This is a genomic window from Streptomyces sp. CA-294286 (genome assembly GCF_050947155.1).
Classification (GTDB): Bacteria; Actinomycetota; Actinomycetes; order Streptomycetales; family Streptomycetaceae; genus Streptomyces.
Window position 1 is genome coordinate 2,900,661 of sequence record NZ_CP192005.1, and the last position, 13,216, is coordinate 2,913,876.

The following is a 13,216-nucleotide window of genomic DNA, read 5'->3' on the forward strand; positions in this document are numbered from 1 at the left end:
GGCGCCCCACCCCCAGCGCGACCGCTCGCGGTGCCCGCACCCGCCACAGGCGTGCCCGAGGTGCCCGTACCCGCGGTGGCTCCGCCTGAGGTGCCGGAATCCACCACGGGTGCCCCCGAGGTGTCCGTACCCGCAGCGAGTGCGCCAGGGGCGTCGGCACCCGCCGCGCCCCTGCTGAACGCCGCCGTACCCGGCCCCGCCGGGCCCGACGGACCGGCACCCACCCTGATCGGCTCGGTGCAGCGTGCTCTGCGCCTGCTCGAAGCCGTCAGCGTCCATGCCGACGGCGCCCCCGCCAAGCAGCTCGCGCGGGAGGCCGGACTGCCGCTGCCCACCGCGTACCACCTGTTGCGCACCCTGACTCACGAGGGATACCTCAGACGTGAGCAGGGGGTCTTCGTGCTCGGTCCGGCGGCGGGGCGGCTCGGGCGGGGGAGCTGCGAGCAACGCAGGCGGGAGGCGTTGCTGTCCACAATGGAGCGCTGGCGCGACACGCTCGGCGTCGCCGTGTACTTCGCCGTCTACCACGAGGGCGAAATCGAAGCGACGGTCCTCGTCGAAAGTCCCGAGCACCCGGCCGTCGAGGAGTGGGCCGACTTCCGCGAGACGGCGCACGCGCATGCGATCGGCCAGTGCCTGCTGGCCCAGTTGGACACCGTGTCCCGGCTCGACCACCTCGACCGTCATCCGGTCGAGGCGATCACCCCGTACACGGTGCGCGACGGTGCGTCCCTGCTGGAGCGGCTGGCGACGATCGAGCGCACGCGGACGGTGGTGGAACGCGAGCAGTACATGCTCGGGACGGCGTGCGCGGCGATTCCGGTCACCATCGGACAGACCGCTGCCGTACTGGCGATCTCCGTGCCTCTCGCACAAGAGCACCGTCTGGGCCCTGCGATCGAACGCCTGGGCGAGGAAATCACCGAGGTGGTCCGTTCGCTCATGTTCTCTATCAGTATCTGAAAACTCACTCCTTGTGATCTGCTACTGCTTCGACCACGATGGCGTCAAGAGGACCGGAGGGGAACGTTCCGGCACTTCCATCTACGTCAGGGTTGGCGATGCGCGAGTCGGTTCAGGCAGAGGTCATGATGAGCTTCCTCGTCTCGGAGGAGCTCTCCTTTCGTATTCCGGTGGAGCTCATGTACGAGGCGAAGGACCCGTATGCGATTCGCCTGACCTTTCATTTGCCCGGGGACGCGCCCGTGACCTGGGCTTTTGGTAGAGAACTGTTGGTCGACGGGATCAACGAGCCCTGCGGCGAAGGCGATGTGCACATCTCGCCCTCCGACCCCGACGAGCTGGCCGACGTCCACCTCCGACTTCAGGTCGGCGCGGACCGGGCGCTGTTCAGAGCGAGCGCGGCACCGCTCGTGGCGTTCCTCGACCGTACCGACAAGCTCGTACCGCTCGGCCAGGAGCACACGCAGAGTGACTATGCCGGGTGCCTGGAGGACGAACTCGGGCGGATCCTCGCCGAGGAGAACGCGGGCTGAGGCGACGCCGGAAACACCACGGGCGGGCAGGTTTACAGCCCCCGCACACGAGCGGCGGCCGGAGTGATCCGGCCGCCGCTCCGGCATGTGCCCCGGGTCCGCCACGCTCCGCCGACTCTGGCCGCGCGCCCCGGCTCAGGTCTTGCGGCGCCGGCCGCGCCCGGTGCGTACCGGCGCAGTACCGGAAGCGGCCCCGCCGCCAGCTGTCGCGCCGGTCCGGTCGGCGGAGACGACCAGTGCGGCGAGCGCCGTGGTGACCGGAACCGAGGCGACCAGGCCGATCGAGCCGATGAGCGTACGGACGATCTCCTCGGCGACCAGTTCGCTGTTGGCGACCGTACCCACGCTGCTCTGCGCGATGGAGAACAGCAGGAGCAGCGGGAGGGCGGCACCCGCGTAGGCCAGGACCAGGGTGTTCACGACGGACGCGATGTGGTCGCGGCCGATGCGGATGCCCGCCCGGTACAGGGCGCGCGGACCCATCGTCGGGTCGGCCTGGTGCAGTTCCCACACGGCGGACGTCTGCGTGACGGTCACGTCGTCGAGCACACCGAGCGAGCCGATGATGACGCCCGCGAGCAGCAGGCCGCTCATGTCGATCGACGGGTAGAGGCTGTGGATGAGGCCGGTGTTGTCGTCGACGTTGCCGGACAGGAACGCCCAGCCGATGAAGAGGGACCCGAGCAGCCCGATGAGGAGCAGCGAGATGAGGGTGCCCACGACGGCGACGGAGGTGCGGGCGTTGAGCCCGTGGCAGGCGTACAGCGCGATAAGCATGATCGCACTGGCCCCGACCACCGCCACGACCAGGGGATTCGATCCCTGGAGGATGGCCGGGAGGATGAACAGGGTCAGGATCGCGAACGAGGCCGCCAGCGCGATCAGCGCCATGAGGCCCTTCATCCGGCCGACGATCACCACGGCGAGCGCGAAGATGCCGGCGAGCAGGGTGAGCGGGAGCTTCCGGTTCACGTCGGTGACGGAGTACTGGAGGTCGCGGGGCGCGTCGGGGGCGTACGCGACGACGACGCCCTGACCCTGCTTCAACTGTCGTGGCGCGCCCGGCTGCACGATCTCGTCGAAGGTGCGGCCCTTGCCCGAACCGGTGAGGACCTCGATCTTCGCCTTCTTGCAGTCGGTCTTGCCGCCCGGGTCGCCTTCACCGTCCTGTGGTGCCGGCGGAGTGCTGCCTCCCTCCTGCTGCGGTTGCTGGGCGACGCCCGCGCCCTTGCAGTCGATCTCGTCGACCTGGACGACCCGGCCCTTCTCGGTCTGCCGGTCGAAACCCACTCCGGTGCGCTCGTGGGCGGGCGCGCCGCCCGGCCACAGAACGGCGAGTCCGACGAGAACGGCCGTGGCGAAAGGAATCAGCACGGCCGCGATCACCTTGCGCAGGTGCTTGGACACGGGCGCCGCGGGACCGTGACTGTGGCTGTGCCCGTGGGCGTGAGCAGACGGCGGGAGATCCTGCGGAGGACCGGGTGAGGACGGCGGCTGGGACGGGGTCGGGGGAGGCGGCTGGGGTGGGGTCACCGCCCGATCATCGCAAGAACGGGAGGGGCCCTCTGTTCAGCGCGGCCGGAGTGGCGTTAGCGTGGGGTCAAACCTTTTGCACACGCGGGAGCTCGGAGCACCGGGCTGAGAGGGCGCTGACCTCCGTACACATGGGTACGGAAAAGGCTGCGTCGACCGCCGAACCTGTTACCGGGTAATGCCGGCGTAGGGAGTAGGTCTCATGACCACGATGGATGCACGCACGCCTGCCCACAACGAGGGCGAGCGCACGCCGGGCTGGCACAAGGGGTACGTCGAGGGCTCGCGCCCCGACCTCCGGGTGCCGGTCCGTCAGGTGCACCTGACCAACGGGAAGGACGTGACGCTGTACGACACGTCCGGCCCGTACACCGACCCGACCATCGAGACGGACGTACGGCGCGGACTCGCCCCGCTGCGTGAGAACTGGATCATCGGCCGTGGTGACACCGAGGAGTACGCGGGCCGACCGGTCCGCCCCGAGGACGACGGCATCAAGCACACGTCGCCGCGCGGCGGCCTGCGGAACCTCGACGCGGTCTTCCCCGGCCGCCCGCGCCAGCCCCGCCGGGGACGCGACGGGCAGGCGGTGACGCAGCTCGCGTACGCACGACGCGGCGAGATCACCCCGGAGATGGAGTACGTGGCCATCCGGGAGAACGTCTCCCCCGAGGTCGTACGGGAGGAGATCGCCGCCGGGCGCGCGGTGCTGCCCGCGAACGTGAACCACCCGGAGATCGAGCCGATGATCATCGGCAAGCGGTTCCTCGTGAAGGTCAACGCCAACATCGGGAACTCCGCGGTCACGTCCTCCATCGAGGAGGAGGTGGACAAGATGACGTGGGCGACCAAGTGGGGCGCGGACACCGTCATGGACCTGTCCACCGGTCGCAACATCCACACCACCCGCGAGTGGATCCTGCGCAACGCACCCGTCCCGATCGGCACCGTGCCGCTCTACCAGGCCCTGGAGAAGGTCGACGGCCGCGCCGAGGAACTGTCCTGGGAGGTCTACAAGGACACGGTGATCGAACAGGCCGAGCAAGGCGTGGACTACATGACCGTCCACGCGGGCGTGCGCCTCGCGTACGTGCCGTTGACCGCGCGCCGCAAGACCGGCATCGTCTCGCGCGGCGGGTCGATCATGGCGGCCTGGTGCCTGGCCCACCACAAGGAATCGTTCCTGTACGAGCACTTCGAGGAGCTCTGCGAGATCCTCGCGGCGTACGACGTGACGTACTCCCTCGGCGACGGGCTGCGCCCCGGCTCGATCGCGGACGCCAACGACGAGGCGCAGTTCGCCGAGTTGAAGACCCTTGGGGAACTCAACACGACCGCCAAGCGTTTCCACGTACAGACCATGATCGAGGGCCCGGGACACGTCCCGATGCACAAGATCAAGGAGAACATCGACCTCCAGCAGGAGATCTGCGAGGAGGCGCCGTTCTACACGCTCGGCCCGCTGACGACCGATGTGGCCCCCGCCTACGACCACATCACCTCCGGCATCGGCGCCGCGATGATCGCCTGGTGGGGCACCGCGATGCTCTGCTACGTGACGCCCAAGGAGCACCTGGGCCTGCCCAACCGTGACGACGTGAAGACCGGCGTCATCACGTACAAGATCGCCGCGCACGCGGCGGACCTCGCGAAGGGTCACCCCGGTGCGCAGGAGTGGGACGACGCCCTGTCGGACGCCCGCTTCGAGTTCCGGTGGGAGGACCAGTTCAACCTGGCCCTCGACCCGGACACCGCACGGGAGTTCCACGACGAGACGCTGCCCGCCGAACCGGCGAAGACGGCCCACTTCTGCTCGATGTGCGGGCCGAAGTTCTGCTCGATGAAGATCAGCCACGACATCAGGAGGGAGCACGGGGGCACCGCCGAGGAGATCGAGGCGGGCATGGCGGAGAAGTCCAAGGAGTTCGCCGCGGCCGGCAACCGGGTCTATCTGCCGATCGCCGACTAGCGTCGACGAAAGCCCCCGGGGGAATGCGGGGTCGGTGGTGTGGTTCCGGGCTGTTCGGGCTCGCGACCGGACCACCGATGCTCCGCTGGGCGGTCCGGACCCTGGCTCTCCTGCTTCGCGGTCCGGACCTGGGCTTCCCCGCTTCGTGGCCCGGCCCCTGGCTCTCCTGCTTCGTGGGTTCGGACCTCGGCTCTCCTGCTTCGCCGTTCGGGCCGTCGTCACTCCGGTTTGTGGTCCGGGCCGCCGAAGTCGGGACTGGAAAAGTCCGGGCTGGAGAAGCTGGGCCGGCTCTTGTGGCCGTTGTGCGCGTTGTTCTCGCTCGGACTGCTGAAGTCCGGACGGGAGTATCCGAGACCGGCGATGCGGCCGGTCTGCCGGGGAGGCGTGGGGTCCGGCCCCCGAGTGGCGGGCGGGTCGGCGAGCGCGTCGCGCAGGAAGGGGACGATGCCACGCTCCAGCAGGGCGTGCTTCCAGGCTTCCCTGGCCCGGTCGATCTCCTCCGTGCCGGCGGTGTGCCGGGCGACCGGCAGTGCGGTCGAGCCGTTGCGCAGTGCGGTGATGAGCAGTCCGATGGCCGCGCCGAGCAGTCCTGCCGCGGCGAGCGCGCCGAACACCCACCCGGCGGTCACCAGGGCGTCCGCGAGAGCCGGTTCGGGCGTGATCATGCGCAGCAGGAAACCGACGAGCAGCAGTACCGCCGCGGCCACGCCGGCCAGTACGGGCGTCAGAACGGCCAGTACGGCGACCGCACCCGCTCCCGATGCCTCCGCCTTCTCGCCCATGTCCGCCGGAAGCAGGGCGCCCGCGGCGGGCAGGGCGGGGGCACGGAGGTCGCCACGCACCTTCACGTAGTGGTCGTACTCGGCCGAGGCGTGGCCGGCGATGATCTCCCGGGCGTTGAGTGCTGCGGTGCGCAGCTGCTCGCTGTTGAGCCGGCCGCCCGGCGCGGCGAGTTCCGGGCGTTCGCGGGCGGTGCGCAGTGCTTCGTCGAGGGTCCGCTCGAACTCGGGGCGGTCCTCGGCCAGCAGGTGCGGAACGCTGTTCATGTGCATCCCCCGATACTCCGTAGGGCCGAATTCCCGCGTCGGTCGGGTAATTGGGCGGAAACGGAGGAGAGCCTGCTACGGATAACCCGATGGTAGAGCGCCTACGGCACGGGGTGACAGGGGGTTTGAGGAAATTGGCCCGGAGCCCGGAGCGAGCTCGTAGGCTGTAAGTCTTCCCTCGTCACACTCAGTCATTCAACGGGAGTTGGACCACCAGGAGCTTTCCGGCCATGGTCACTCCGCCGTCCATGGCGATCGCCAGCCCGTCCGCGTAGACGTGCGGACCCTCCACGACCGGCCCCGAGCTGCCCTCTCCGTCCCCGGAGTCCTCGCCACCGACCTCCCCCAGGAGGTACGGAATGGGGCTGTGACCGTGGACGATGCGCTCGCCGCCATATGCGGCGAGCAGTTCCCGTACGGCATTGGCACCGCCTTCGTCACGGAAAGCGAATCGCTTGGTGAATTTGCGGAAGACGTCCCAGCATTCGTCGGCGTCGTTACGCGTGAGGATGTCGTGCACCGTGTCGTTGACGTCCGTGATGGTGCTGCCGTAGTCCAGGTAGGCGGTGGTGTCGGAGTGGGTGAGGAGGTGCCCGTCCTCCAGCGCCACCGCGTCCAGCCGGGCCATCCACTGGAGGTGGACGTCCTGGAGGCGTTCCATGTCGTACTTCTGGCCGCCGTTGAGCAGCCAGGCGGCCTGGAAGGTGGCGGTGCCCGCCCCGGAGCTGACGGCGGTGTCGCCGAAGCGCCGGGCGCCGAGCAGCAGCAGCTCGTGGTTGCCCATGAGCGCCTTGCAGTAGCCGCCCGCCGCCGCCGCTTCCGCGGAGAGGCGCATCACGAGGTCGATGACGCCGATGCCGTCGGGACCGCGGTCGGTGAAGTCACCGAGGAACCACAGCCGGGCGTTGCCCGCCGCCCAGTGGCCCTCGTCGTCGATCAGCCCCTGCTCGTGCAGGGCGTCGAGGAGTTCGACGAGGTAGCCGTGCACGTCTCCGACGACGAACAGCGGGCCCAGTCCCTCGCCCTCCCTCGCGGCGGACACGTCGGGCTGCGGGATGCGCAGGGTGTCGCCGGGGCCGCCCCGGTCGTCCCGGCTTATCACCGGGAGGTCGCGCTGGGTGGGCGTGTACCCCTCGGGCTCCTCCTCGGCGCCGCCGAAACCGTCCGCGCCGTGGGCCTGCTGGCTGCCGTGGGCCTGCTGTTCCCCGTACGCCTGCTGAGAGCCGTACGGTCCGGTCGGTAGGTGTGCCTGACGGCCGGCGTGCGCGTGACCTTCGCCGTACGCCCGCTCCTCGCCGTGCGGCGGCTTCGTGCCGTACGGCTGATGCTCGGCGTACATCTGCTCCGCGTCGTACGCCTGCTCGGTTTCGTACGGCGTCGCCACGGGTGCCTGCGCATACGGAGGCACCCGGAAGTCCCGCACCGTCGCCGTCCGCACCGCGGGTCCCTGACCGGCCCCCTGAGTCATTGACCCCTCCACCACCGTCGCACCGCCGTACACCTTGGAATTCCCACCCGGTCTCCGGTGGTCCGCCGTGTCGTGCGCCCATCATAGGAATGCGGCCCGCGCTGTGTGAGGCACCAGGGGTGGTGAATCCCGGTACACCCGCAGTTCACCGGTGGTTTCGCCCGGATTGCGGAGATCAGTACCGGTGCCCGGCCGGTACTGATGCCGGGGCGGCTCCCCGCGACCGCCCCGCCCCCCCCGTCACCTTGGCCCGCCGCGTCAGTCCCCCGAGGGCGAGCGCGGGGCGCTCACCGTGGTGCGCGGTGGGCGTCGCTGGGACGAGGTACGGATGATGAGTTCGGTCGGTATCACCTGTTCGACGGGTTGCCCGGTGTTCAGTCCCTCGATGGCGTCGATGAGGAGCTGGACGACGGCGGTGCCGATCCGTCGGGGTTTGAGCGAGAGCGTGGTGATGGGCGGCTCGGTGCTCGCGTACACGGTCGACTCCGAGCAGCAGACGAGCAGCAGGTCCTCGGGAACCCGCAGCCCGTAGCGGCGGGCGGCGGCCAGGAGGTCGGTGCCGTTGGGGTCGAAGAGTCCGTACACGGCGTCCGGCCGGTCCGGCCGGGCGAGCAGCCGGTCGGCTGCGACGGCGCCCGCGCACGGGTCGTGCGCCGGGTAGGACTCGTACACCGGGTCCTGTCCGACGCGCTCGCACCAGCGCAGGTAGGCGGTGGTGGAGAGGCGGGTGTAGGTGTCGGTGGTGGTTCCGGTGAGCAGGCCGATGCGCCGGGCGCCGGCGTCGGCGAGGTGGTCGAGGAGTTCGAGAACGGCGGCTTCGTGGTCGTTGTCGACCCAGGCGGTGACCGGCAGGTCGCCGGACGGGCGTCCGTCGGAGACGACGGGCAGGCCCTGGCGCATGAGTTCGGTGACGACCTGGTCGTCGTCGGAGGGGTCGATGACGACGGTCCCGTCGAGCGCGACGTTCTGCCACACGTCGAAGGGACTGTGCCGGGAGGACGCGGGGAGGATGACGAGGGCGTAGCCGCGGGCGAGCGCGGCCGAGGTCGCCGCTCTGGCCATCTCCGCGAAGTACGCGAATTCGGTGAAGGTGAAAGGTTCATCCCCGTAGGTGGTGACGGTCAGGCCGATGAGGCCCGACTTGCCGGTACGGAGGGTTCGGGCCGCGGCCGACGGGCGGTAGCCCAGCCGATCGGCGACCTCGCGGACGTGGCGGCGGGTGGCGTCCGGGAGCCGGCCCTTGCCGTTGAGGGCGTCGGAGACAGTCGTGATGGAGACGCCGGCCGCGGCGGCGACATCCCGGATGCCCGCACGTCCTGGCCGACTGCCTCGCCGGGGTGTCTCGGTCCGGCTCACCTGATGCTTCCCTGCTGCTGTCATGGCGAGCCGATAGTAGGGCGCGGAGCACTGGTTGGCCTTCGCGCATATGCGCCGATTGACAGGCACGTTTCTGCACGGGTCTAAGCGCACAATGACCATGGAAACCATGGGGGTTGGCGCGGTTTCGGTAGGAAGTCCTTCGGCATGTGGTCCGGCCCCGGTGCCTGACGGATATGTCGGGGAGGTCTCAACTCACCACTTCGAGGGACGCGCGCCACGGCGTGAGCCACCGGCGCGCAATCACGGTGGGAGCGCGCCACACGCTGCTCGCGCCCTGCGTGAGGTCCCGGCCGGTCGGTGAAGCGTCCTTGGGCAGCCCCTTCGCAGCGCCGCCCAATCCTCATAGGGTGAGCAGTATTGGCGGTAGGTACGGTCGAGGAGGACCTCAAGTGAGCGAGACGAACGGTACGAGCCAGGCGCGCCCCCGACTGCGCGCGGTGCTGGACGGCATCCCCACGTACAAGCCCGGCAAGCCGGCCGGGGCTGCCGACGCCGACGGGCCGACGGCGTACAAGTTGTCCTCCAACGAGAATCCCTTCCCTCCCCTGCCGGGCGTCATGGAGCGTGCGGTCGAGGCGGCGGGCGGCTTCAACCGCTACCCGGACATGGCCTGTACGGGTCTGATGGAGGAGCTCGCCGCGCGCTTCGGGGTTCCCGTCTCCCACCTGGCCACCGGCACCGGCTCGGTCGGCGTCGCGCAGTCCCTGCTCCAGGCGACCTCGGGGCCGGGCGACGAGGTCATCTACGCGTGGCGATCGTTCGAGGCGTACCCGATCATCACGCAGGTCAGCGGAGCGACCGCGGTGCCGGTGCCGCTGACCGACGGCGACGTGCACGACCTGGAGGCGATGGCGGCCGCGATCACCGAGCGGACCAGGCTGATCTTCGTCTGCAACCCCAACAACCCCACCGGCACCGTAGTGGGCAGGGCGGAGCTGGAGCGCTTCCTGGACCGGGTGCCGGGGGACGTGCTGGTGGTCCTGGACGAGGCGTACCGCGAGTTCATTCGCGACGAGCAGGTGCCCGACGGCATCGAGCTCTACCGGGACCGTCCGAACGTGGCGGTGCTGCGCACCTTCTCCAAGGCGTACGGTCTGGCCGGGCTGCGGGTCGGCTTCGCGGTGGCGCACGAGCCGGTGGCGGCGGCGCTGCGCAAGACGGCCGTCCCGTTCGGCGTGAGCCAGATCGCCCAGGAGGCCGCGGTCGCCTCGCTGCGCTCCGAGAGCGCGCTGCTGGAGCGGGTGGACGCGCTGGTGGGCGAGCGCACGCGGGTCTACGAGGCGCTGGTCGGCCAGGGGTGGACGGTGCCCGAGACGCAGGCGAACTTCGTGTGGCTGCGGCTGGGGGACCGTACGACCGACTTCGCGGCGGCCTGCGACCGGGCCGGCGTCGTCGTCCGGCCGTTCGCGGGCGAGGGGGTACGGGTGACGATCGGCGAGGTCGAGGCGAACGATCTGTTCCTGAAGGCGGCGGAGGCGTTCCGCAAGGAGCTCTAGTGCTTCTCCGGGCCGGGCTGCGGCTGCGACGGTGAAGCGTCGTCCTTCGTTGCTGGTGAGCCTGCGGTGCGTTCGGCGGTGACTTCCGGTGCCCCTGTGAGCCCTGACACGGCTCGTGGGGGCACCTGCGGTTTGGGGACCCCCCCGGGAGGCTCCGAAAGGGCGTGCGACATAATGCTTGTGAATGTGAACGCGTTCACAAGCGCGTCCCGTTCATCCCATTACCTATGGGATTAAAGGGGCAAAGTGCCGCTGAGGCCGCGGTGACGTAAGGAGCGACGACGTGGACCTGGCTCTGGCGCCAGAGACCCTGGCGCGATGGCAGTTCGGTATCACCACCGTCTATCACTTCCTGTTCGTCCCCCTGACGATCTCGCTCGCCGCGCTCACCGCCGGCCTGCAGACCGCCTGGGTGCGGACCAACAAGGAGAAGTACCTCAAGGCGACCAAGTTCTGGGGCAAGCTCTTCCTCATCAACATCGCGATGGGGGTCGTCACCGGCATCGTGCAGGAGTTCCAGTTCGGCATGAACTGGTCCGACTACTCGCGCTTCGTCGGCGACATCTTCGGTGCGCCGCTCGCGTTCGAAGCGCTGATCGCGTTCTTCTTCGAATCCACCTTCATCGGGCTGTGGATCTTCGGCTGGGACAAGCTGCCGAAGAAGATCCACCTCGCCTGCATATGGCTGGTGTCGATCGGCACGATCCTCTCCGCGTACTTCATCCTGGCGGCCAACTCCTGGATGCAGCACCCGGTCGGCTACCGGATCAATGAGGAGCGCGGGCGCGCCGAGCTCACCGACTTCTGGAAGGTCCTCACCCAGGACACCGCGCTCAACCAGTTCTTCCACACCATCACCGCCGCCTTCCTGGTCGGTGGGGCGTTCATGGTCGGCATAGCCGCCTTCCACCTGGCCCGTAAGAAGCACGTCCAGGTGATGCGCACCTCGCTCCGGCTCGGCCTGGTCACGGTGGTGATCGCCGGTCTGACGACCGCGATCAGCGGCGACATGCTCGGCAAGGTCATGTACAGGCAGCAGCCCATGAAGATGTCCGCCGCCGAGGCCCTCTGGGAGGGCGAGGCGCCCGCCCCGTTCTCCGTCTTCGCGATCGGCGACGTCGACAAGGGACACAACCGGGTCACCATCGAGATCCCCGGTGTGCTGTCCTTCCTCGCTCATGACAACTTCACCGAGTACGTCCCGGGCATCAACGAGCTCAACAAGGCCGCCCAGGAGAAGTACGGCCCCGGCGACTACCGGCCCAACATCCCCGTCGCCTACTGGGGCTTCCGCTGGATGATCGGCTTCGGCATGGCGTCCTTCGGCCTCGGGCTGCTTGGCCTGTGGCTGACCCGGAAGAGGTTCCTGCTGCCACCGGGGCTGCGGACCGGCGAGGACGAGGTGCCGAACCTGGTGCTCTTCCGCAAGAAGGTGCTCAGTCCGCGCCTCGCCTCCCTGTACTGGGTCGTCGCGCTGTGGACCATGCTCTTCCCGCTCATCGCCAGCTCGTGGGGCTGGATCTTCACCGAGATGGGACGCCAGCCCTGGGTCGTCTACGGCGTCCTGAAGACCTCCGCGGCCGTCTCCCCCGGCGTTTCGCAGGGCGAGGTCCTCACCTCGATGCTCGTCTTCACCACGCTGTACGCGGTGCTCGCCGTGATCGAGGTCAGGCTGATGATCAAGTACGTCAGGATCGGCCCCCCGGAGCTCACCGAGGCCGACCTCAATCCGCCCACGAAGATCGGCGGCGACGACCGCGATCCCGACCGGCCGATGGCCTTCTCGTACTGAGGAATGGGGAACTGTTGTGGAACTCCATGACGTCTGGTTCGTTCTGATCGCCGTCCTGTGGATCGGCTACTTCTTCCTGGAGGGCTTCGACTTCGGGATCGGCGTCCTGACCAAACTGCTGGCCAGAGACCGCAAGGAACGACGGGTCCTGATCAACACCATCGGGCCCGTCTGGGACGGCAACGAGGTCTGGCTGCTGACCGCCGGCGGCGCCACCTTCGCTGCCTTCCCCGAGTGGTACGCCACCCTCTTCAGCGGGTTCTACCTGCCGCTGCTGCTCATCCTGGTCTGCCTGATCGTGCGCGGCGTCGCCTTCGAGTACCGGCACAAGCGGGCCGAGGAACGCTGGCAGACCAACTGGGAGCACGCGATCTTCTGGACCTCGCTGCTGCCCGCCTTCCTGTGGGGCGTGGCCTTCGCGAACATCGTGCGAGGCGTGAAGATCGACAAGGACATGGAGTACGTCGGGAACTTCCTCGACCTGCTCAACCCGTACGCCCTGCTGGGCGGGCTGGTCACGCTCACCCTGTTCACCTTCCACGGCGCGGTGTTCGCAGGGCTCAAGACGCTCGGCGACATCCGGGTACGGGCACGGACCCTGGCACTTCGACTGGGCGCGGTGACGGCTGTGCTGGCGCTGGCCTTCCTGGTCTGGACCCAGCGCGACACGGGCGGGACCAGCAGCCTCGTCGCGCTGGTGGTGGCGGTGCTGGCGCTCGTCGTGGCCCTTGCGTGCACGGCGGCGGGGCGCGAAGGATGGGCGTTCGCACTCTCGGGCGTGACCATCGCGGCCGCGTTCGCCATGTTCTTCCTGGCGCTCTTCCCGAACGTCATGCCCTCCTCGCTGAACGAGGCCTGGAGCCTCAACGTCACCAACGCCTCGTCCAGCCCGTACACACTGAAGATCATGACCTGGTGCGCAGCCATCGCCACTCCGCTGGTGCTGCTCTACCAGGGCTGGACGTACTGGGTCTTCAGGAAGCGCATCGGCACGCAACACCTCGCCGACGCGCACTGAGAACGCCCGATGAGAACC

The 13,216-nt window shown here is 69.0% G+C and carries 10 protein-coding genes; 6 read left to right on the forward strand and 4 right to left on the reverse strand.

From position 1 onward, the window contains the following. Positions 1-171 precede the first annotated feature (171 nt). Entirely contained in the window at positions 172-963 is a 792-nt protein-coding gene (locus ACQPZG_RS17660) for an IclR family transcriptional regulator (RefSeq protein ID WP_433549448.1), read from the forward strand. Positions 964-1,061: 98 nt separating this feature from the next. Further along, on the forward strand, positions 1,062-1,496 hold the full coding sequence (locus ACQPZG_RS17665; protein WP_185032433.1) for an SsgA family sporulation/cell division regulator: 435 nt from the start codon (positions 1,062-1,064) through the stop codon (positions 1,494-1,496). A 135-nt stretch (positions 1,497-1,631) separates the two neighbouring features. Here the strand turns inward: ACQPZG_RS17665 and ACQPZG_RS17670 are convergent, their stop codons facing one another. Next, complete coding sequence (locus ACQPZG_RS17670) at positions 1,632-3,029, reverse strand: YibE/F family protein (RefSeq protein ID WP_433546711.1); 1,398 nt, start codon at positions 3,027-3,029, stop codon at positions 1,632-1,634. A gap of 202 nt (positions 3,030-3,231) precedes the next feature. Here ACQPZG_RS17670 and thiC point away from each other — a divergent pair, with 202 nt between their 5' ends. Further along, entirely contained in the window at positions 3,232-4,998 is a 1,767-nt protein-coding gene (gene thiC / locus ACQPZG_RS17675) for a phosphomethylpyrimidine synthase ThiC (protein ID WP_433546712.1), read from the forward strand. 218 nt (positions 4,999-5,216) lie between these two features. Here thiC and ACQPZG_RS17680 read toward each other — a convergent pair whose 3' ends face one another. The 3 genes from ACQPZG_RS17680 to ACQPZG_RS17690 all read right to left on the reverse strand — a co-directional run bounded on the left by ACQPZG_RS17680 (position 5,217) and on the right by ACQPZG_RS17690 (position 8,892). Next, on the reverse strand, positions 5,217-6,050 hold the full coding sequence (locus tag ACQPZG_RS17680; protein ID WP_433546713.1) for a hypothetical protein: 834 nt from the start codon (positions 6,048-6,050) through the stop codon (positions 5,217-5,219). 181 nt (positions 6,051-6,231) lie between these two features. After that, positions 6,232-7,512, reverse strand: a complete 1,281-nt coding sequence (locus tag ACQPZG_RS17685; RefSeq protein WP_433546714.1) for a metallophosphoesterase — start codon at positions 7,510-7,512, stop codon at positions 6,232-6,234. 258 nt (positions 7,513-7,770) lie between these two features. Further along, a complete protein-coding gene (locus ACQPZG_RS17690; protein WP_433546715.1) occupies positions 7,771-8,892 on the reverse strand; it encodes a LacI family DNA-binding transcriptional regulator in 1,122 nt (373 codons plus the stop codon). A gap of 389 nt (positions 8,893-9,281) precedes the next feature. Between ACQPZG_RS17690 and hisC the strand changes: the two genes are divergently transcribed. The 3 genes from hisC to cydB all read left to right on the forward strand — a co-directional run bounded on the left by hisC (position 9,282) and on the right by cydB (position 13,198). Then, the gene (hisC, locus tag ACQPZG_RS17695) at positions 9,282-10,388 is read left to right on the forward strand and encodes a histidinol-phosphate transaminase (RefSeq protein WP_433546716.1); all 1,107 of its coding nucleotides are present in this window, start codon (positions 9,282-9,284) and stop codon (positions 10,386-10,388) included. 283 nt (positions 10,389-10,671) lie between these two features. Next, positions 10,672-12,180, forward strand: coding sequence for a cytochrome ubiquinol oxidase subunit I (locus ACQPZG_RS17700; protein WP_433546717.1), 1,509 nt, complete (start codon positions 10,672-10,674; stop codon positions 12,178-12,180). A 16-nt stretch (positions 12,181-12,196) separates the two neighbouring features. Then, on the forward strand, positions 12,197-13,198 hold the full coding sequence (cydB, locus tag ACQPZG_RS17705) for a cytochrome d ubiquinol oxidase subunit II (protein WP_433546718.1): 1,002 nt from the start codon (positions 12,197-12,199) through the stop codon (positions 13,196-13,198). Positions 13,199-13,216 lie beyond the last annotated feature (18 nt).